Annotated in this window: 18 protein-coding genes; 8 read left to right on the top strand and 10 right to left on the bottom strand. The window is 67.4% G+C overall.

Going from position 1 to position 20,826, the window contains the following annotated elements:
* Positions 1–30: 30 nt before the first annotated feature.
* Positions 31–2,766 carry an ATP-binding protein gene (locus QZY44_RS29820; protein WP_295456318.1) on the top strand — a complete coding sequence of 912 codons (2,736 nt, stop codon included), beginning with the start codon at positions 31–33 and terminating at the stop codon, positions 2,764–2,766.
* Positions 2,767–2,810: 44 nt separating this feature from the next.
* On the opposite strand, the gene QZY44_RS29815 is transcribed toward QZY44_RS29820, so the two are convergent.
* On the bottom strand, positions 2,811–3,425 hold the full coding sequence (locus QZY44_RS29815) for an Hpt domain-containing protein (RefSeq protein WP_295456316.1): 615 nt from the start codon (positions 3,423–3,425) through the stop codon (positions 2,811–2,813).
* A gap of 147 nt (positions 3,426–3,572) precedes the next feature.
* Entirely contained in the window at positions 3,573–4,235 is a 663-nt protein-coding gene (locus QZY44_RS29810) for an LON peptidase substrate-binding domain-containing protein (protein WP_295456314.1), read from the bottom strand.
* A gap of 177 nt (positions 4,236–4,412) precedes the next feature.
* Between QZY44_RS29810 and QZY44_RS29805 the strand changes: the two genes are divergently transcribed.
* Positions 4,413–4,838 carry a phosphate-starvation-inducible PsiE family protein gene (locus tag QZY44_RS29805; protein ID WP_295456311.1) on the top strand — a complete coding sequence of 142 codons (426 nt, stop codon included), beginning with the start codon at positions 4,413–4,415 and terminating at the stop codon, positions 4,836–4,838.
* Between the two features lie 127 nt (positions 4,839–4,965).
* Positions 4,966–7,794, top strand: a complete 2,829-nt coding sequence (ppc, locus tag QZY44_RS29800) for a phosphoenolpyruvate carboxylase (protein WP_295456309.1) — start codon at positions 4,966–4,968, stop codon at positions 7,792–7,794.
* Between the two features lie 101 nt (positions 7,795–7,895).
* On the opposite strand, the gene QZY44_RS29795 is transcribed toward ppc, so the two are convergent.
* The 3 genes from QZY44_RS29795 to QZY44_RS29785 all read right to left on the bottom strand — a co-directional run bounded on the left by QZY44_RS29795 (position 7,896) and on the right by QZY44_RS29785 (position 9,813).
* Positions 7,896–8,231, bottom strand: a complete 336-nt coding sequence (locus QZY44_RS29795) for a hypothetical protein (protein WP_295456308.1) — start codon at positions 8,229–8,231, stop codon at positions 7,896–7,898.
* A gap of 53 nt (positions 8,232–8,284) precedes the next feature.
* Positions 8,285–8,452 (bottom strand): hypothetical protein, encoded by a 168-nt coding sequence (locus tag QZY44_RS29790; RefSeq protein ID WP_295456306.1) that lies wholly within the window; start codon positions 8,450–8,452, stop codon positions 8,285–8,287.
* Positions 8,453–8,811: 359 nt separating this feature from the next.
* A complete protein-coding gene (locus tag QZY44_RS29785; protein WP_295456304.1) occupies positions 8,812–9,813 on the bottom strand; it encodes a hypothetical protein in 1,002 nt (333 codons plus the stop codon).
* Positions 9,814–10,120: 307 nt separating this feature from the next.
* On the opposite strand from QZY44_RS29785, the gene QZY44_RS29780 reads away from it, so the two are divergent.
* Entirely contained in the window at positions 10,121–11,170 is a 1,050-nt protein-coding gene (locus QZY44_RS29780) for a glycosyltransferase family 4 protein (protein WP_295456302.1), read from the top strand.
* Positions 11,167–11,934: a polysaccharide deacetylase family protein gene (locus QZY44_RS29775; RefSeq protein ID WP_295456300.1), complete on the top strand. Its 768-nt coding sequence runs from the start codon at positions 11,167–11,169 to the stop codon at positions 11,932–11,934. The genes QZY44_RS29780 and QZY44_RS29775 overlap by 4 nt, the downstream gene beginning before the upstream one ends.
* On the opposite strand, the gene QZY44_RS29770 is transcribed toward QZY44_RS29775, so the two are convergent.
* The 3 genes from QZY44_RS29770 to QZY44_RS29760 form a co-directional block, all read right to left on the bottom strand.
* A complete protein-coding gene (locus QZY44_RS29770) occupies positions 11,921–13,036 on the bottom strand; it encodes a glycosyltransferase (protein WP_295456299.1) in 1,116 nt (371 codons plus the stop codon). The two genes, QZY44_RS29775 and QZY44_RS29770, sit on opposite strands and share 14 nt — an antisense overlap.
* A gap of 19 nt (positions 13,037–13,055) precedes the next feature.
* Positions 13,056–14,150, bottom strand: a complete 1,095-nt coding sequence (locus tag QZY44_RS29765; protein ID WP_295456297.1) for a glycosyltransferase family 9 protein — start codon at positions 14,148–14,150, stop codon at positions 13,056–13,058.
* Positions 14,151–14,770: 620 nt separating this feature from the next.
* Complete coding sequence (locus QZY44_RS29760; RefSeq protein ID WP_295456295.1) at positions 14,771–15,580, bottom strand: hypothetical protein; 810 nt, start codon at positions 15,578–15,580, stop codon at positions 14,771–14,773.
* Between the two features lie 644 nt (positions 15,581–16,224).
* On the opposite strand from QZY44_RS29760, the gene QZY44_RS29755 reads away from it, so the two are divergent.
* Positions 16,225–18,000 carry a phosphate ABC transporter substrate-binding/OmpA family protein gene (locus QZY44_RS29755; protein WP_295456293.1) on the top strand — a complete coding sequence of 592 codons (1,776 nt, stop codon included), beginning with the start codon at positions 16,225–16,227 and terminating at the stop codon, positions 17,998–18,000.
* Here QZY44_RS29755 and QZY44_RS36015 read toward each other — a convergent pair.
* Positions 17,997–18,239: a diguanylate cyclase gene (locus tag QZY44_RS36015; RefSeq protein WP_365305564.1), complete on the bottom strand. Its 243-nt coding sequence runs from the start codon at positions 18,237–18,239 to the stop codon at positions 17,997–17,999. The two genes, QZY44_RS29755 and QZY44_RS36015, sit on opposite strands and share 4 nt — an antisense overlap.
* A complete protein-coding gene (locus QZY44_RS29750) occupies positions 18,221–19,126 on the bottom strand; it encodes a hypothetical protein (RefSeq protein ID WP_295456292.1) in 906 nt (301 codons plus the stop codon). Before QZY44_RS29750 ends, QZY44_RS36015 begins: the two co-directional genes overlap by 19 nt.
* Positions 19,127–19,494: 368 nt before the next feature.
* Between QZY44_RS29750 and QZY44_RS29745 the strand changes: the two genes are divergently transcribed.
* Both QZY44_RS29745 and QZY44_RS29740 read left to right on the top strand, forming a co-directional pair.
* Entirely contained in the window at positions 19,495–20,001 is a 507-nt protein-coding gene (locus QZY44_RS29745; RefSeq protein ID WP_295456291.1) for an ankyrin repeat domain-containing protein, read from the top strand.
* Positions 19,998–20,816, top strand: a complete 819-nt coding sequence (locus tag QZY44_RS29740; RefSeq protein ID WP_365305561.1) for an ankyrin repeat domain-containing protein — start codon at positions 19,998–20,000, stop codon at positions 20,814–20,816. The genes QZY44_RS29745 and QZY44_RS29740 overlap by 4 nt, the downstream gene beginning before the upstream one ends.
* Positions 20,817–20,826 lie beyond the last annotated feature (10 nt).

Raw genomic sequence — 20,826 nt, 5'->3', positions numbered from 1 at the left:
GAAGGTTTAGAGTACAGATCGAGCATGCACGTGCCCAAACCCCGGGGGACGCTCCGCGGCATTGCGCCCAGGTATGGGCTGCCGACCATCCTCATCACTGTCGTCCTGACGCTGTATGTGGGTTTCCTGCTGGTGGCCAACTACTGGTCAGCGACCAACCTGCGCCAGACCATGGAGCAGCAGCGGCGACTGGAGAGTGGGCGGCGGGTGGCGGCGCTGCAGTATTTCTTCAGCGAGCGGCGCGACGACTTGGCCAACCTGGCCCTATCGCGGGAGGTCGCCGGGTTCTTCGAGAGTCGCGCCTTGGGGATGAGCCTGCAATATGGGCTTAAGGCCAGCCTGGTGTCCATTGGCACCCGCTTTGCCAAACTCATTGACCGCAAGCGCATCGGTACCCGCCCGATCTACCAACGCCTGGTCCTGCTCGACGACACGGGAGAGGTGCTGGTCGATGAGCCGGACTTGGGTGAGACGGCCGGCCTCGGTCGGCCCTGGAAGGAGCTATTGAACCCGGCCGACCTGGACGGATCGATCCGGGTGCTGGACGATGGCCACACGCTGGTGGTGTCCCTTGCCTACTCCTTCAAGGGGGTCTATGCCGGGCAGTTCCTTGCCCTGCTGAATGCGGATCTCCTGATGCACGAGATCCTCAATGTGGATCGCAGCACCGACGACACCTGCGTTGCCATCATTGAGGCCCAGCACCTGCGCGGTTTAGGGTGCGACTTGGCCCCCGCCCTGACGCAGATGACCCTGTCGCGGGAGATGACTGACGGCCAGCTTTTCGAGTACCGCGACGGCCCAGCCCGCAACGGCGAGCACATGATCGCACTCGTCCGCCTGGTGCCGGAGACCCAGTTCATCCTGATCGACCAGATGTCCTACGCGCAACTGCGTGGCCGGCTCGAACCCTGGCACCTGTTTCTGGGGATGGCGAGCCTGGCGGTGGTGGTGCTGCTCGGGGTCTTTCTGATCCTGCGGCTGAACCTGCGCGCCGTCGCCTTGCAGTCGCATCTGCGCGAGAGCGCTGTGCGCGAGCAGGCGGTGCAGGAAAAAAACGTGGAGCTCGAACAGGAGATCGGTGAGCGGCGGCGGGTGGAGAGCGAACTGCGCGACGCCAAGGAGGCGGCGGAGGCGGCCAACCGGGCCAAGAGCGAGTTCCTAGCCAACATGAGCCATGAGATCCGCAATCCCATGATCGGGGTGGTGGGGATGGCCAACCTGCTGGCCGAGACCCGACTCGACCAGGAGCAGCGCGAGTATGTCAACGTAGTGCTCAACTCCGCCGATGCCCTGCTCTCAGTCATCGACGACATCCTGGACTATTCCAAGGTCGAGGCCGGCAAGCTGACCCTGGAGGAGACCGACTTCGGCCTGCGCAACCTGCTGGAAGAACTGGCGGACATGTTCGCCTACAAGGCCGATGGCTTGGGCCTGGGGTTCGCCTGCATCTGTGAGCGCGCGGTGCCGGATCGGTTGCACGGCGATGTGGGCCGGTTGCGGCAGGTATTGATCAACCTGGTCGGCAACGCCATCAAGTTCACCGAGCGGGGCGAGATTGAGGTCCGGGTCGAGGTCCGACCCGGGTCCGCCAGCGGTGCGCGTCTGCACTTCGCGGTGCGCGACACCGGCATCGGCATCGCCGCGGACCGGCTGGGGTTGCTGTTCCGCTCTTTCTATCAGGTGGACACCTCGTTTACCCGTCGTTATGGCGGCACCGGGCTCGGTCTCGCCATCTCGCGGCGCTTGGTGGACCTGATGGGCGGCGAGATCGGGGTGGAAAGCTGGGAGGGGGAGGGCTCCTGTTTCTGGTTCGACCTGCCGATCATCCGTGCCACCACGGCGGAGCCGTCGGCGCCGACTTGGCCGGAGCTGCCCCGGGTGCTGCTCATGGACACCCTGGCCATCGGGCGGGACGCGCTCACCGAGACCTTGGCCCATGCGGGGGTGGCGGTCGTCGCTGCCGCCGAGACCGCGGAGGCCATGGATGAGCTGCTGCTGGCGGAGGACCGCGGGACCCCCTTTGGGCTGGCCCTGATCGTCCTGCGCGGGCCGGGCGGGGAGGGTGACCGGTTGTTCGAGCTGGTGCCCCAGCAGCCCTGGCAGGCACCGTTACGGATCGTGGCTCTGGTGCCGCAGGGGCGGCGCCGCGACTTCAAATTGACCGAGGGCAGTCCAGTGCGTGTCCTGACCCTGCCGGTCCATCGCACCGCCCTGCTGGAGGCGCTCGGATTGCCGGTGCCGAACGCCGAACCGACCCCGGTCCCGCCGGCGGATGCCTCGGCGCTCGGGGGGGGGGGCGACCGGTCGGTGGCCCCGCAAGCGTCGGCGGCCGCCGGGGATGCCACGCCTGGGGATGCCACGATCCTGTTGGTGGAGGACAACAAGATCAGCCAGAAGGTCGCGACCGCCATGCTCGCCAAACTGGGCTACCAGGTGGAGGCGGTGGACAACGGCCTATTGGCCCTCGGGGCAGTGGGGCATCGCCGTTACCAACTGGTACTGATGGACATCCAGATGCCGGAAATGGATGGCCTGGAGGCGACCCGGCGCATCCGCGCCGCGGAGGCGGCGGGTGAGTTGCACTTCGAGTCACACTTTGGCCACCTGCCGATCGTTGCCATGACCGCCCACGCACTGGAGTCGGACCGCTTGTCGTGCCTGGCCTCCGGCATGGACGATTTCATCACCAAGCCGCTGAATCGCCAAGTCCTCATCGATACCCTGGGGCGGGTCTTCGGCGGGGCGCCACCAACGCTGAATTGAGGAGGGGCGGCTTCATCGCTCGACGACCAGAACCTCGGGTCTGGTCAGCCATGCAGGTGTTGTTCAAGCAGCGCCTGTGCGTCCTGAAAGCGATAGGCGCGGATCAGCCCCTGAAGCTCGGTGCAGCAGGCCCGTTCGGCGGTGGGGAGGGCGGCCGCCGCGAGTTCCTCCGCCAGGGTCTTGCAGTCTCGCGCCTGGTGCCCGGCCAGTGCCGCCCCCAGCGCGGCATAGCGCTGCGCCAACCAGTCCGGGTCGACACTCGGCCCGGGGTCCGGTAGCGGCGCGCCCACGACCCCGTCACGGGCGGCGGCAATGGCGTCGCACAGGGCCGGGATGCCCGCGGACAGGGTGGCGAGCAGTGGCGGGTAGTCCTGCGGATGGCCCTCGCGGATGGCCTGGTGCAGGGCCGTGCAGACGGGGAACAGCTCAATGGCCGCCAGGTTGCCTAGTACACCTTTGAGGGTGTGGGCCAACTGCCGGGCGGTGGTGGGGTCCTGCTCCAGGGCTTGGGCGATCTGCGTCGGTGTCTCCCGGTAAAAATCACTGAACTCGCCGAGCACCTCCCAGAACAGGTCCAGGTCGTCGCCGACGCGCTCCATGAGCTCGGCACTGTCGATCCCGGGGATCGACGGGTATTGGTCGCCTGGATATGGCTCCATCGCTGCGGGTACCTCTCGGGTAGCGGGACTGGATTGGCGCGGCCAGCCGCGCTAAGGGGCAAGATCCTACCAGAGAAGGGCGTTCCCCCGCGGCCGATCCGTGTCGGGCGCCCCGGCCCAGCGCGTTGCGGCGAGGGCGCCACGCCGCTAATGTCGCAGTTCAGCCACATCCATACTGGCGGCGGAGGCCATGTCCATCAGGCCCCGCATCAGGCTAGCGCGCTCGCCGAGCGGGATGGTCTCGACCAGGGCCTGTTTGTCCTCCGGGCTCAGCGGCAGGTGGGCGCACAGCAGGTTGACGAGGTCGCTGTCGGCCATCTTCTTGACCTCATCCCAGGGCACCTCGACCCCGCGCAGGGTGCAATAGGACTTGAGTGAGACGAGGAAGCCGTCGCGGTCGGCGATGGTCTGGGTCTCCTCATGGCAGTCGGCGGCGAAGCGCTCCCAGTCCACTGACACCCGCCGGTAACCCCCGCGTCCAGCCACCTCGGCGCGCACCTGGAAGCGGCATATCCCGGTCAGGACCAGCACGATCCGACCGTCGGGGGTCTCGCTGTAGGAGGTGATGCGCCCGGCGCAGCCGATGCGGTGGATCTCTGGTTCATCCGCCTCCAGGGTCTCGCTGGTGGGCTGGACCATGCCGATGAGGTGTGCATCGGCCAGTGCATCGGTCACCAGGTTCAGGTAGCGCGGCTCGAACATATTCAGCGGCAGCTGCACTCCAGGCATCACCACTGCACCGGACAGTGGAAAGATCGGGATCTCGACCGGCAGGTCGGCGAAGCGGGGGAAAAAAGGGTTGCGGTTCATGGGGGGCTCCGGGGTGCGGTCGGCCGTCAGGATAGGGCAGGCGCGCCCTGACGTCACCCGCAGTTGGGGGCGGCCGTCCAGGTTCCCCAGTGTGCTCGGGTGCGCGTGCGCGCGGCGGGCCTTTGGCCTTACACTGCAGCCTGATATTCCAACCACCAGTCCCGACCCAGCGCAACCATGATCGATCGTCTTTTTCACCTCTATGAGCGCGCCCTGGCGGCCCTCCTGCTGCTCCTGATCGGTGCCGTGGCGGCCTTCGCCGTGGTGGAGCTCTTGTTCACGCTCTACCAGTACCTGACCAATAAAGACGGTCTGCTGCTGAACCAGCACGAGTTGTTCGAGGTCTTCGGCATGTTCCTGGTCGTCCTCATCGCGATGGAGTTCATGTCGAGCATTTACATGTATTTGAAGGACAAATCACTGCATGTCGAGATGATGCTGGCGATCGCCATCACCGCGCTGACGCGCAAGGTGGTGGTGCTGGATTCATCCGCGCACGACCCACTCTATCTGATGGCCCTGGCAGCCCTGCTGGCGACCCTGGTCGGCGGTTACTATCTGGTCAAGCGCCGGAAGCTGAGCCGCGTCGACGCCGAGGACTGAGCGGGGACGAGGGCAGTGCTGCGATGAGGCGACCCGCCGCACCGATTCGCCCGCCTGTACTCTGCCCCCACGGGTTAGAATGCCGACTTGAGACAATTACCCTAGCGGACGCACGCGGAATCTGTCAATGAATCAGAGTATCCCCGATGGGACCCAGGAGGGACACCAGGTCCTGGACCAGGGCCTGGACCTGGAACGCGACATCAAGCTCTTCACCGCCCTGCTCGGCGAGGTCTTGCGCGAGCACAGCCGCAAGCGCGTGCTGGTGATCGTGGAGCGGCTGCGCGACGGATTCATGCAGTTGCGTGAACAGGAGGACGCGGCCCTGCGCGAAAAGCTGATGAAGCGCATCGACGCGGTGGACCCCCAGACCATCTCGGAGGTGATTCGCGCCTTCACCATTTTCTTCGGGTTGGTGAACACCGCCGAGGAGCTCAACGCCTACCTCTCGCGCATGGACCGCATCTCCTCGGGCGAGCGTCTGTGGTTCGGTTCGTTCGACGACACGGTGCGCCAGTTCCACGCCGATGGGGTGCCCCCGGAGAAGTTCCAGGACCTGCTCAACCATCTGATCTATCTGCCGGTCTTCACCGCCCACCCGACCGAGTCGAAGCGCCGCACCATCTCGGACGCCTTCCGGCGCATCTTCCTGATCGCCCAGGGCCTGCACCGCCAGCGCCTGAACGAGGAGGAGCGTGTGGAACAGCTCCAGGCGATCCTGACCGAGATCCAGGGCCTGTGGAAGACCGACGAGGTCCGCGTCCACAAACCCCAGGTGATCGACGAGGTTCGCCAGGGCCTGCACTATTTCCGTGAGTCGCTGTTCAAGGCGGTGCCGGAGACCTATCGGAACCTGGAGAAGGCGATCCGCCGTTGTTATGGCCCGGAGAGCGCGCTGCAGGTGCCGAGCTTCATCCGCTTCGGCTCCTGGATCGGTGGGGACCGGGACGGCAATCCGTTCGTCAAGCCTGAAACCACGGAGCTCGCGGTGCGCATGCACCATCAATTGGTGCTGGAGGAGTACCACCGGCGGGTCATCGCCTTGCGCCGGGTGCTGAGTCACACCGTACCCATCTGCCAGCCCTCACCGGCCTTCATGGACAGCCTGGACGCGGACGAGGAATACTGGCTGGAGACCATGGGCCAGGGCCTGCGCCGTTTCGCCAGTGAGCCCTACCGGCGCAAGCTCGCCATCATGGACCACCGCCTCGTCGCCAACCTGGACCGGGTGCGCGCCCGGCTGCGCGGTGAGCACCACGCGGTGCCGTCGGGCGGCTACGCCGGCGACCGCGAGTTCCTCGCCGACCTCTATCTGATCCGCGACTCGCTCATCCACCATGGCGACGCCAACGCCGCCGCCGGTGCGCTGCAAGACCTCATCCGCCTGGCGGAGAGCTTTGGCTTCCACCTGGTGCATCTGGACTGCCGCCAGGAGTCGACCCGTCACACTCAGGCGGTGACTGAGCTTTTCGCCCGCCAGCCTGGCGCCCCCTATTACGAGGCCTTCGACGAGGACCAGCGGCTCATGGCCCTGGCCGAGTCGATCGCCCACCCCCACCCGTTCATCTTCGAGAAGGCGACCCTGACCCCGGCGACCCGCGAGACCCTGGAGGTCTTCGAGGTGATGGCGCGCCTCACCGCGGAGATCGGCCGCGGCTGTTTCGGCCAGTACGTCATCTCCATGACCCACACCGCCAGCCATGTGATGGAGGTGATGCTGCTGGCGCGCCTGGCCGGACTCGCCGGGCGTGACCGGCAGGGGTGGTTCTGCAACATTCAGATCTCCCCGCTGTTCGAGACCATCGAAGACCTGGGCCACATCGACGCGGTGATGACCGCGCTGTTCGATAATCCCACCTACAGCGCGCTGCTCAAGGCCTCCGGCAACCGTCAGGAGGTGATGCTCGGCTACTCGGACTCCTGCAAGGACGGCGGCATCCTCTGCGCCAGTTGGAACCTCTACGAGGCGCAGCGCAAGGTGATCGCGCTGGCCGATAACCGCCAGGTCTCCTGCCGACTCTTCCACGGCCGCGGCGGTACCATCGGGCGTGGCGGCGGCCCGACCCACGAGGCGATCCTCGCCCAGCCGCCGGACACGGTCCACGGCCAGATCAAGTTCACCGAGCAGGGCGAGGTGCTGTCTTACCGCTATGCCAACCCGGAGACCGCCCGCTATGAGCTGATCATGGGCATCAGCGGGCTCATCAAGGCCAGCCGCTGCCTGATCGCACCGCCCCCGCCGGACCGCAAGGACTATCTGGGCATCATGGACGAGCTGGCACGCCTGGGCGAGGAGGGCTACCGCAAGCTGGTGCGTGAGACCGATGGCTTCCTCGACTATTTCTATGAGTGCACGCCGCTCGATGCCATCGCCTTGCTCAACATCGGCTCGCGGCCCTCGCACCGAAAGAAGGGCGACCGGGCGCTGTCCTCCATCCGCGCCATCCCCTGGGTCTTCGGCTGGGGCCAGTCGCGCACCACACTGCCGGCCTGGTTCAGTGTCGGCCAGGCCATCGAGCGCTGGCGCGGCAGCGACCCCGAGCGGCTCGCCAAGCTCCAGCGCATGTACCAGGAGTGGCCCTATTTCCGCGCGCTGCTGTCCAACACCCAGATGTCGCTCTTCAAGGCCGAGATGCACATCGCCCGCGAATACCTGCGCCTGGCCCAGGACCAGCGGCAGGCAGCCGCGATCTACGGACTGATCGATGCCGAATATGAGCGCACCTGCACCCAGGTGCTGAATGTTGCCGGCCTGCGCTCACTGATGGAGGACACCCCGGAGCTGGCCCATTCACTGGTCCGCCGCAACCTCTATCTGGACCCGCTCAACCATATCCAGGTGGCGGTGCTCGGGCGCTATCGCGCCGAGCAGGACGAGGCGTTGGAGGAGGAATGGCTCGATCCGCTATTGCGCTCTATCAATGCCATTGCGGCGGGAATGCGCAATACCGGGTGATCCGGCCCGTAGGGGCGGGTTTCAAACCCGCCCCTACATGCGATCCCGTAGGAGCGGCCCCCCGCCCGCGACGCGGTGCCGCAGCAATCCGCGATGCCGCGTCAGCCGCACGCATCCATGTTGCCGAAGTGATCCGTTTCCTTGGTCCACCCGGTCTGCCCCTTTCTGTCCCTGACCTTGACCCACCAGATCTCATCGGGCGCAGTCTCGACCTTGATCAGGCTCTCATCCGAAAAGTCTAGGTTCTTGAACACCTTGCCGTCATACCACGCCTTGTAGAAGCCCTCGCCCTGATAGGTCAGCAGGTAGACGACGGCGCCGGCGGGGGCCTTGTGGCCGCCGATGGTCATCGGCCGCAGCAGCTTGGCCTGGCCGGGCCTGTTGGTGATGACCACCCCGGTCAGGCCCTTGACCTTCTCGCCCTTGCTGAGCGTCAATTTGCCAGTCTGGTCGCGGCCGGGGGGCCGCTCCTACGAGGATCATGGTGGGGTCAGGCTTGGGCCTGGCACTCGGCGAGGGTGGCCACTGCCCCGGCTAGATCCGGATGTCGCAGTTCGGTGCAGATGGCGACGGCGCGCTCGGCGTGGCAGCGGCCCTCGGCGCCGCGGCCCTGGCGGGCGAGGGCCTTGGCGAGGCGTCGACAGTCACTTGCGATCAATTCCTTGCGCCCGATCGATTCGGCCAGGGCCTCCCGGGCCAGTGACTCGCTCGCGGGCCAGTCGTCGCGGTCCAGACTCTGCGATCAAGATCCAATGCTTCGCGGAGGGCGGCAATGCCCCGCAGGTGATTCCCTACAAGCAGATCGCCCTCGCCGCGCAGGCGTATCGCGGCTGCGCGCTCGCTGGCGCTGGCTTGGGCTGTCTGCCAATGGGCCTCCGCCCGCCCGGCGCAGCCGAGCACCCCGTCCGCATTGTCGCGCAGGGTTTGGCACCAGCCGGCGTCATAGGCTCGCCAACCGGCGCTATCCCAGTCCCCTGCCACTTCGGCCCTGAACTCGGTGGCCAGGCTGAGCTCCAGTCAGTCGTCCCAGCGGCCGGAGAAGTCCAGAAAGTCCTTCAGCGCGCCGCAGGTCCCTTGCAGCCGCCGGTTGTCGCCCGCGAGCAGCACAGGCAGGGCCGCCTTGACCTCGGCCCAGGCAGCGTCCAGGACCGCGAAGCGGTCGTATTGATCCCAGTCGTTCTCCTGGGCCAGCGCATCGGCCCGGTCGGCCAGGCGTTCGCCGGTCTCCCCGACCGCCTCGTGCTGGACCCGGCGCAGGAAGCGCGCGGCCAGCGCGGGCAGGAGCCACCGGTCTCCGTCCTCATCCACGATCAGCAGTGCGCGGTCGCGCAGGTCATCGAGCGCCGTCTCCACCGCGGTCCGGCTGAGCCCGGTCAGGGGCAGCAGCCAGTCCGGCTGCGCGGGCTCGGTGAAGTGCGACAGCGCGGCGAGCACGGCGGTCTCGTCCGCGGTGAAGGTCTCCACCAGGTCCCCGAAGACGAACCCCAGCGGGTCATTGCCGGCCTGCGCCTCTTGCAGCCCCGCGACGGCCGCCTCCAGGGTGCGGCAGCGGCCCCGGTCGAGCCCCAGTTGGCCCAGGGTCCAGGTGATGAGCAGCGGGTTGCCCTGCGTCTCGGCATAGAGTCGGGTGCGGTCCTCCGGTGCGAGACAGGCGGCGACCCGGGCGAGTTCGGCGGCGTGGCCGAAGAAGGGGCGCCGCACGGGGAGTGTGGAGTGTGGCGCGGCGGGTCGGGCGGCCTCCGGGGTCGGGGCGGGGGTCGCGATCACCCGGGTGGGGTTCGGCAGGGGCAGGGTCTCGGGCGCAGTGCCCTCGTCCGTTTGCAGCACAGCGTGTGTGTGGTCGGGGACGTAGCGCCAGCGGCCGATGCCCTTGGTCGCGATGCGTGGCCACAGTTGCAGCTGCGCATCCTGGCCCGTGAATCGAATCCGGCCGGCGGCGTAGCCGTGCGCACGCTCCACCTTGGGTGGTTCACCATGGTGCTCCATGCCGAAGACCGAGCCCCCCTGGCACTGGCGCACCGCCTAGGGGTCGCCGCCGCGCCGCAGATAGCTGATCTTGGCCTCGTGCATATGCCCATACAGGTGGGCCGCAAACCGCCCGGCCGGGGCGATCTCCGATTCACCGAGGTCGCGCGCCTCCGGGGTCAGCCAGTTTGGGAGCGAGAAACGCTACGCGCGAAGCAGAGCTTCCGGCATGGGGTTCCCAAGTGGAGCTTGGGAACCAGGAGCTGGTGCGCGGCCCGGCCCACCCCGCGGCCCGTTGTCGGCGATAATGCCGCCCCAGTCATCACCGATCCCCGAGGTCCCAGCCGTTGCGCCCACAGTCATGAGAGTCCTGTTCGTGTTGCACAGCCACTCCTACGGGGGGGCGGAGATGCACCTGTCTGAGTTGGCACGGGGCCTGGCGGCGCGTGGCCATGAGCTTGCCTTCGCCGGACCGGCGGATTCCTGGCTGGCAAGACGCTTCCGGGCGGCCGGATTCGCCGGTTACCACTTGCCGATGCACGGCTTTTTCGATGCCTGGTCGATGGTCAAACTGGCGCGGATCGCCCGCCGCTTTGGCGCCGATCTGATCCACGGACATCTCACCCGCGGAGCCTTCTATGCCGGGATCGGCGGGCGCCTGACCGGACTTCCGGTGGTGGCCACGGCCCATTCGACCAACGCGGGTAAACACTTCGGGCGCGCCAACCGGATCATCGCGGTGAGCCAGGCGGTGGCTGACTTTCTGGTCGGGGAGGGCTATGACCCGGCGCGCGTGACGGTCGTCCACCACGGCGTGGCCGATCCGCTGTTGGTCCCGTTGCGGCCAACCCTGCGCGCCTCGCTCACAGTGCCCATGGGGGCCGTGCTGTGCGGGATCGTGGCCCGCCTGGTGCGCGCCAAGGGGCATGATCTCGCGATCGACGCGCTCGCCGATTGCCCCGAGCGCATCCAGCTGGTCCTGATCGGGGACGACTCGACCCCCTGGGGTCGGGCGATGCGCGCGCGGGCGGCGGCCTGCGGCTTGGCGGAGCGGGTACACTTTCTGGGCTTTCGCGAGGCCGCGCCGCAGTGGATGCGCGAGCTCGATATGGTGCTCGCGCCCTCGCGTCGCGAGGCACTGTCACTGACGCTGGCGGAGGCGGCGGCGGTCGGCCTGCCGGTGGTTGCCGCGTGCGTCGGCGGCATCCCGGAGGTGGTGGTGGACGGCGAGACCGGGCTCTTGGTCCCCCCGGAGGACGCGGCGGCGCTCGGCGCGGCCATGCGGCGCCTGGCCGATGATCCCGCGCTGCGCGCCCGGCTCGGCACCCAGGGGCGGGCGCGCTATCTGCACCAGTTCTCGCTGGAGACCATGACCGCGGGGACCGAGGCGGTCTACCGGCAGCTCACATGAACGGCATCTCCATCTTGATGTACCACCAGGTCGGTGACTTCCAGCGGGTCAAGACCCACCGGGCGGTCTATTGTCACCAGCGCCGCTTTGCCGCCCAGATGGCCTTGCTCAAACGGCTGGGGTGCAGCGTGCTGACCATGGACGAGGTTCAGGCCTGTCTCGCCGGTGAGCGCGCGGTGCCGCCGCGGGCGGTGGCGATCACCTTTGACGACGGGTACGAGAATTTCTACGAGGTCGCACTCCCGCAGTTGCAGCGTCACGGCTTCCCGGCCACCGTCTATGTAGTGGCCGGACTGGTCGGCGGCTGCGCCGACTGGCTGCCGGCCGACGGTCTGCCCGCGGCGCCGCTCATGGGCGCCGAGCGGCTGCGCGAAGTCCGCCGCGCCGGCATCCAGATCGGTTCGCACGCCATGAGCCATGTGCCGCTGGCCGGGCTTGCGGCCGGTGCGCTGGCGGCGGAGTTGGCCGACAGCCGCCGCGTACTGGAGGACCTGCTGGGTGAGCCGATCCGGCACCTCTGCTATCCCTACGGCAGCCATAACCTGGCGGTGGTCGAGGCCACCGCCGCGGCCGGTTACGCGACCGGCGTCACCTGCCAGCGTGCCCGGGCGACTGCCACGTTCGACCCGCTGGCCTTGCCGCGCAAGGCGATCTCACTGGGCGACGACCTGCTCGGCTTCTTGTGGAAGGTGCAGTTCAAACATCGGCCCAAGGGGGTGGCGGTGAGACGTCGCGGCCTGGGGGCCGCTCCTACGACGCCGTAGGAGCGGCCCCCAGGCCGCGACCGGCCTCCACCAGTTCCCGATAGACGGCCAGATTGCCCTCCACCATGGCATCAATGGAGAACTCCCGCGCCATCAGCGCGCGCCCACCGGCACCCAGGGCGCGCCGCCGCGCCGGGTCGGCGAGCAGGGCGCCGAGCGCCGCGCCCAAGGCGTCGCTGTCACCCGGCGGGACCAGGATGCCGTTCTCTCCATCCCGCACCGCCTCCGGGATGCCGCCGGCTCGGCTCGCGACGATCGGTACCCCGGCGCTCGCCGCCTGGAGCAGTGAGACGCCCAGCCCCTCCATCAGGGCCGGGTGGACCAGGATGTCCAGACAGGGCAGGATGTCCGCCAGGTCATCGCGAAAGCCCGCCAGGGTCACCCGGTCGGCGAGCCCCAGTTCGCGCGTCTCCCGCGCCAGGTCCGCCGCCTTGGGACCCTGGCCGAAAAAGAAGACCCGCAGACCCGGGTAGGCCGCCACCAGGGGGGGCAGGGCGCGCAGCAGGAACCGATGGCCCTTGCGCTCGATCAACTGGGCGACCACGGCCAGCCACAGGCCGTCGGCCGATACCCCGAGCCGCGCCGCCACCGCCGCCCGGTCGCACGGCCGGTCATAGCCGTCGGCGTCCACCGCGCTGCGCACCACCCGCAGCTTGGCCGGGGGCAGACCTTCGCTGAGCAGGACCCGCCCGATCCCCTCCGAGATGGCGATCACCCGGTCGTGAAGCCGGTATTTTAGGCCGACCACCCAGGGCGCCTCCGGGTTGTCCACCCGGCGCGTGTGGATCACTGGCACCCCGGTGAGTCGGGCCGCGATCCCGCCCATCAGGTCCGCCCCGATTCGGCTGTGCAGGTGGACCAGGTCCGGGTGCGTCGCGCGGATCAGCCGGGCCAGGCGCGGGAGCAGCAGCAGGTCTGCATCCCCGTGCATGGGCAACCCATGGACCCGTGCGACTGGTGCCGCCGCGCGGCCCAGGTCGCAGCCGCGGGGGCAGGCGAGCAGGTTCTCGTGGCCGCGCCCGTGCAGGCCGCGCAGCAGGTGCAGGACCTGGAAGGCCCCACCGTAGAGATGGCGCCCGCCCTCGACGTGCAGGACCCTCATCTTGGCTCCCACGGCACCATCATGGCGCCTGCCCGATGACCTGGCGGGCGGCTGCCACGACCTCGCTGACGGTCAGCTCGCGCATACAGTGGAATGCACCCTGGCAGGTCGGCCGGCGTCGGCACGGCGAGCAAGGGAAACGATGGTAGAGCACCCGGGCATTGACGCGGGTCGTCTCCACGTAAGGACAGGTGGAGCCGAAGAGCAACAGCGCCGGGGTGCCGGCGGCGATGCCCATGTGTCCCAGTCCGGTGTCCACCGCGACCAGCAGGGCGGCGCGGTCGATTAGCGCCGCGACCTCGGTCAGACTGGTCTGGCCGACCAGGTTGACCAGCGGGCGCCCGCTCGCGTCCGCCGCCTCGGCCGCGCTGTCGCTGATGCGGTCCGCCGCCTCGCGGTCGCGTGGGCCGCCGAGCAGGACCGGCGTGAGCCCCAGATCGCGGCGCAGCCGGATGGCCAGGTCCGCCCAGCGATCCTCGAACCAGTGCTTCTGGGCGCGGGTGGTGAAGGGGCAGAGGACCGCATAGCCGCTGCTGAGTCCCTCGCGGACCAGGGTCTCGTCGGCCGTGCGTGCGGCCACGCCGTCATAGTGGACGACCATCTCGAAGCGGTCGGTTGGCAGCCCCAGGCTTTGTGCAAGATATAGATACTCCGAGCCGACGCGCCGCGGGTCCCCGCCGCGCGGAATGCTACGGGTCATCAGCCGGGCGCTGCCCTCCCGCGAACCCAGGCCGATGCGCTCGGGCGCCCCCGAGAGCCAGGTGAGGATGCCGCTCTTGGCGAGCCCCTGGAGGTCGATGGCCAGATCGAACCGCTGCTCGCGCAGCACCCCCCGCATGGCCCGCAGGCCGCGCAGCAGTTCGCCGACGTGGCGCTGCTGCCACAGCCGCCGCCAGTGGGTCATTGGGCAGACGATCACCTCGTCGAGATCCGGGTGTTGGTCCAGCAGGGCGCGGCACTCGGGCTGCACCAGCCAGGCGATATGGGCCTGCGGGCAGGCGCGGCGCAGCGCCGAGACCAGCGGCGAGGCGAAGACGACATCGCCGATGGCCGAGAGCCGCACCAGCAGGATGCGGGCGTCCGGGGCGATGGCGAGTGGATGCGGATCGGGCATGGCATAGGTCCGAGGGCGTTCGGGGGGCGGGGCGGTGCGCCGGTGTGGCGTCGGCAGGGGCTCGCAGGATAAAGGGAAAGGGCTTGCGGCCCAAGTGTCGCGATGGCAGGCGTGTGGGATCGGCGTCGCACGCCGGGGCCGGACGGGGCATTTTGCCCCGTCCGGAACGTCTCGGATCTCGCTACAGACCGCAGGGCTTGCGCGCCTTGATGCCAATCTCAAACGTTCGCAGAGGTGGCCGATGCCAGTGGCAATAGGGCGGGTGCCAAGGGCTACCTGGAACGGGTCATCGCACTGAAAGCGGATGCGCCGACGGTGGTAACGGCAGAGAAGCGTCTGGCGCAACTGTGGGCCTTGATCATCATTCCGGCCACGGATCCATGCGGCGCAAAGCGCCGCAACTCTGGGGGCGCCGCACCCCAGTGCGGCCCGGCCTCGCAGTAAACCGCAACGCCGCGATGACTTGCGAGGTTTCGCCGCACTGGGGTGCGGCGCTCCCAGTCGGTCGGCCTGACGGCAACCGACCCGCCTTGGTGGCCGGAACGATGATCAAGGCCCAACTGTGAACCGCTGACTGGGCCTTGTTCATCGCTCCGGGTAGCCGCATCCGTGCAAGTTACCTAGTCCCCGCAGCGAAGCACTTTGTTCATGTTCTCGAGCGCCGCATTCAGTGCCTCGATAACTGTTGCGGCCGGATGGACTGATCTACACCCCCACTCAATGACTCCGAGCGCAGTGCGAGGCGCGAACATATGCGGACCGCGGATGGCGTTCAAGATCTCCTGAGTCTTGGGGTCGCGCGTGGGATTGAGCGCCGTCAGTATGTCTCCCCATTGGGCATTCCTTTTATGAAGAACGATAACCTCATCGAGCAGCGCCTGCGCTGTGCCCCGGCCTTTGCCGGATGCTCGCGGGCTACTCTGGGGCCGTGCTTTCTGCGTCCTGCCGGGACTTGAGTTGCGCCGCTTCTTTTCAGGCGTCTTGCCAGCCCAGAAGAATGCCGCAACTCCCAATGCGAGGGCAATGAAGAAGAGCCAGTAACTGATTCCCGCAAGCGCCCTAAGAACCAGCAGGCCAGCCATAAAAACGGACGCGATTCCCCATAACTCCATAGGAATGAAAAAAAACGAATGATCGACTCGACCACCATGCGTGTTAAGTCGTCTCCCTTCGCTCCATAAAATGGTACCAGAAAGTAACAGTGAGACGATTGCTGCATATTGCATGTACTGCGGAGAAAATCCCTTACCAAATATTAGGTTAAGCCCACCTACGATGCCAAAAAAAACGCCGAACGTAATGATACCAACCAGTCTGCCAGAGCCCTTGTAAATAATAATCGCGATCATAGGGGTACGTCCTTCAGCGGCCGGCAACGTGGTGTTGAGATGCCGGATCAGTGCCCGCTTGCCCGAACTGGAGGTCGACACGATGCCCTCCTCTTGCGTTTACGAAAAATTAACGCAAGCAGCATGGAGGAAAATTCTAACGCTGGTTCTCCTTTGGAAGCAAGGTTCTTTTGCCTCGTTGCCGGGGGACAGATTCCTATTGAGTAGAGGCGTCATCCTTGGTTCAAGGCGGTTCATGGGGGCCTGGGAGTCGCTGCCGGGCCTGGTGTTCGGACCCGGCCACCCTCATGGATGCCAAGCGCCTTGCAGCCATTTCCCTGACTGGCGACCTGTTCAAGCGGTCTCGATGGCTAGGCCCAATGGTTGGGAGTGGCGACGGCAGAGGATTATCAGTCCTCTGCGGGGGTGTGGACAAGGGAGCCAGGCATCTGAATGGAGTGGACGAGTTCACGCTCGGGCTGCGCCGGCGCCAGAGTGAACGCAGGTCGAGGCTTCAGCCGGTGGTGCCCGCGCGTCGTCGCCGGAGCCTCGCTTCGACCGCCACCGGCTGAAGCCTCGACCTTGTCTTGTCCGGAACCTTTGGGCGGTTCGCCCGTGACGGCGCGGTCGCCATGCGTCGCATGTCCTCGGTAACCGGACAGTCATCAAGACCGGTTAGGCTACCCTCCTTAATTTGCGGATGAGGCGTGGCCCGTCTGACCGGTCACGACGTGAGAAGCAGAACGATGGCTACCAGATACCAATGTCCGAACCGCGGAAAGTGCGGCAAGGCCGACAGCGGCGCGCTGATCCAGTCGGAGGACGGCAGCCCGGCCGCCTGTCCGGAATGCGGCAGCAAACTCGCGCAGCCACAGGGCGGGGGCCGCGGCCTCTTCATCGGTGCCGGCGCACTGATGGTCCTGCTGCTCGGTGTCGGCATCTTGTTGGGCCAGACCCGGACGATCGATTGCGCCGCGCCGGGCCACTGGGATTTCGTCAGCAACAGCTGCATCACCCCGCGGACCCAGGTTTGCACCGCGCCTCAGACAGTCGACGCGCTTACCAACAGGTGCCAAGCACCCACGGTCGCGGCGGCGCCCAGCTGCACCCCGCCCGCAGTCCTGGATCCGGCGAGCAACAGTTGCCAGGCGCCTAAAGCGGCGGCTGCGCCCCACTGTAACGCCCCGGAGTCGCTGGACCCCGTCACCCAGCGCTGCAAGGCACCCGCGGCGCCGCCCGCGCCGGTCGCCGCCACGCTGCTGCGCTTTCACGGCTCCAACACCATCGGCGGCAAGCTGCTGCCGGCGCTGGCCGAGGCCTTCCTGAAAGCGGAGGGCTACACCCAGGTCCACCGGGTGCCGGGTGCCAAGGACGAGGAGGTGTTCATCGTCGGTGAACGCGACGGTGCGCAGGGGCAGATCGCGGTCGAGGCCCACGGCTCCAAGACTGCCTTCACCGATCTGAAGTCCGGCAGCAGCGACATCGGCATGTCTTCGCGCCCGATCAAGTCAGAGGAACGCCAGGCGCTGCTGCCGACGCTGGGCGACCTCAGCGCCAACGCCAGTGAGCACGTGCTGGCGCTCGACGGGATCGCCGTCATCGTCCACCCCGCCAATCCGGTGAAGACGCTGACGCTGGTGCAGCTCGCCGATATCTTCAGCGGGACCCTTACCGACTGGTCCCAGGTCGGCGGCACCGCGGGGGCCATCGCGGTGTATGCCCGCGACCACAAGTCCGGCACCTGGGACTTTTTCAACGAGGCGGTCCTGGTGAAGCACGGTAAGACCCTGGCCGGCACCGCCCAGCGTTTCGAGGACAGCGGCAAGCTCTCCGTGTCCGTCGGCGCCGATCCCCTGGGCATCGGTTTCATCGGACTCAACTATGTCGGCACCAACAAGGCCATCGCCCTGGCCGACACCGGGGTGGAGGCGCGCCGACCCAGCCTCAACACGGTCCGGACCGAGGACTATCTGCTCTCCCGGCGGCTCTTTCTCTACACCGCGCAGACACCCGCCAATGCGAGTGTCTTCAAGTTCATTGAGTTCGCCCTATCCGACGCGGGTCAGTCGGTCGTCAGCAATACCGGCCTGATCACCGTGGCGCTGTCCGAACCCACACCGGCCGGGGACCCGGGCGACGACCCGCGCGCCAAGTCGGTGAAGTGGCGCGAACTGACCGCCAAGGCCGCCGCCGAGATCGGGACCCGCTTTCGCTTTCGCCCCGGTACTGCCGAGCTCGATACCCGCGCCGGCCGTGACATCGGGCGGGTCGCCGGCCTGATCGCCAGCGGTAAGTATCAAGGCCGCTCACTCATGCTCATCGGCTTCACCGATACCGCCGGGCGCCGTGACCAGAACTGCCGACTCTCCCAGGAGCGCGCCGAGATCGTTCGCCAGGAGTTGGCCGTCGAGGGGCTACGGGTGGCGCGGGTGGCCGGCCTGTGTGACGAGGCTCCGGTCGCCTCCAACGACACGCCCGAAGGCCGAGAGAGGAACCGGCGGGTCGAGGTCTGGGTGAATTAGCGCGCGGGCCCCGTTTTGTGGGTCCCAGGCTCCGGCGCGGGAACGAGAAGGCGATTGAAACAAGATACCGTGTCCATGGCGCGCACCGCGCAGACCAGCCGCCGGCCAATCTCTTGGAGTACCGCGTCGCCCGCCTCGTGTCCGGCGCTGTCGTTGACCGCCTTGAAGCCGTCGAGATCCAGATACAGCAGGGCGCAGCATGCCTGATTGCGTTGGGCGATCAGCAGGCTGCGTCCCAGTCGGTCGGCGAACAGGGTGCGGGTCGGCAGTCCGGTGAGTGCATCGAACAGGGCCAGTTCACCGCACCCGCAGATACAGTGTGTGCAGGCGTCGGTTGGCGATGGCGAGCCACTCCCGGCCGTGCAGCACCGAGGCCGCCAGCGCGGTGAGGGCCAGAAGACGCAATCGGTGCGGCCCACTGCTCGGGGCTGGGCTCAGGGATGCGGGCCCGCAGGCGCCGGTCGCCGGTGCCGAGCAGGGCGGTCACGTCCTGGGTACCGATGTGCAACTCCCGGCAGTAGCCGGTGAATGACTGCGGGTCCACGGCGGCGAGGACCAGCCCGCCGAAGGATCCGTCCGGGTTGTCGATGCGCCGCGTGATGCGGAAATGATAGCGGCCGGTGATGCGGCCCGGTTCGACGGCCGAGATGAAGAGCCGGTCTTGCGGGGTCGCTGCATGAAAGCGGAAATACTCCCGGTCGGCCACGCTGCGGTTGCGCGCCGCCGGGTCGTGGCTGATGAGGATGGTCCCCTGGGGGCCGATGAGATAGAGGTTGTGAATCGCGGTCCGGTCGAATGCCAGTGCATCCATAGAGTGCTCGGTCTGCGCCAGCGAGCCGGTTTGGCGGTAGACCCAGCGCAGGCCGTGCAGCAGCGCGTCCACGTGGTTGAGCAGATGCATGGTGTGTGCGCTGAATGCATCCACCGTCAGGCCCGCCTCGTGGGTGGCCTGGGCGATCTCGGTGCCGTAGGTCGCCTGGCTCACATAGGCGCTGCTGCCGAGGATGCCGACGCAGATCAGACCCGCCGTGAGCCACAGCAGCCACACGCGCGACTTGGGCGGGCGTGCGGGTGTCAGGTCCGGCTCGGCAGCGGCGTCCGGGGACTCGATCGGGGATTGAGTCATACTGGGCTCCATGCGGTGCGGCGCGCACTGTCAGCCGGCCATCCACGGCGCGCTGTAGCGTGCGTTGCCGGTATTCATTGTAGCCAAGGTTGGCGATCCTGCAGGGCCGTCAGTTCGGCAGGATGCCGGAATCGATCCCCCATGAGATCAAGCGGGACTGACTGCGGCGGCCCGGCTCTTGAATGGTGGCCAGGAGTTTCTTCGGTCTTGTCGTACCATACGCGAGGGTCGGCGCCGATCAAGGCCGCCAGGGCCTTGCATCACCACCGGTGGCCGTCAGTTGCTTCTCAGCACCACACAGAGCCGAAGGAAGGATGGCCATGTCATGCGCACCGCAAACGTTTTCTGGTTGGTTCTTGGCGCGGCCGATGGCGTCCGTGCTCGCCCTCTGGTGTTCGGTCGCGGCGCTGGCCGAGCCCCCGTCTCAGCAGGCACTCGCCTTGCCGGGCTGCGGCCCGGCGTGGGCCGAACGTCTGTTGGCTGCCGCACAGCAGGGTCAGGACGAGGTCGTGCGGAGTCTGCTTTATTGGGGCACCGCGGCCGAAGCAAGAGACTGCGAGGGTCGCACTGCCTTGCTGATCGCCGCGCAGAAAGGTGACCGCGGCGTCGCGCAGATTCTGCTCGAGGCGGGCGCCGACCCTGACGCCAAGGACCCGGACGGTTGGACTCCTTTGCTTCAGGCATTGCGATACTGGAATTCTCGCGCGCTCGCGTTGGAGCTGCTCGCCCGAGGCGCCAACGTCGATGCCCCAGGCAGCGACGGCACGACCGCGTTGATGCTCGCTGCACGCCAGGGTGATCCGCGGGTCGTCCGGTTGTTGCTCGCCCATGGCGCACCGGTCGATGCCAGGGACGCCAAGGGTATGACGCGCTGACGGTTGCGGCCCGGCAGGGCCACACGCTGGTCGTGAAGGCGCTGCTGACCAATAGCCCCAAAGTTGATGCCAAGACGCGCCACCAGGTCACGGCTTTGCTGGCCGCCGCGCAGAAAGAGCGGACGACAGCCGGCTCATCCCGGGTACCCCGCGCCGTGGGCGTGCCGATCAAGGCCCAGGGCGACACGGACGCGGCGGTCACTGCCCGCGACGGTGCCGGGGAGATGACGTTGTGGCGTGCCGCCTCGGATAGTTCCCCGGAGGTCGTACAGGCGCTGCTCGAGCGGGGTGCGGCGGTCAATGCCAGAGATCGCAGCCGGTCAATCGCCTTGATATCGGCCACGAGCTGTAATGGCCCCCCGGCGACCCTGCGGGCGTTGCTCGACCAGGGTGCCGATTTAAATGCGAAGGCGAGTAACGGCAAGACCGCACTGGCCATGGCCGCATCGCAGCACAGCTTTGAAAAGGCGCTGCTTCTGCTCGAGCGGGGCGCCGTTATCGATGCGCGGGGCAAAGAGGCTACCTCCCTCGTCTCAGGGGCGGCGCACTCCGGCTACCCGGAGCTGGTGCGGGCACTGCTCGAGCGCGGCGCCGATGTCGAGACCCAAAATGAGTATGGCCGCACCCTCTTGTTGGACGCCGCTCCGGAGGGCCATGGCGAGGTCGTGCAGGTACTACTGGAGAAAGGCGCCAACGTCAAGGCCGGGAACCGTGACGGTCAGACCGCCTTGGACGAGGCCGCGAAGCGGGGTGACCTCGAGGTGGTGCAGGCCCTGCTCGCAAAGGGCGCCTATGTCCAGGTCATCAATGCGTAGGGCGACACCC

The organism is uncultured Thiodictyon sp. (assembly GCA_903837595.1).
GTDB lineage: Bacteria > Pseudomonadota > Gammaproteobacteria > Chromatiales > Chromatiaceae > Thiodictyon.
This window is presented reverse-complemented; position numbering and strand designations above follow the sequence as displayed.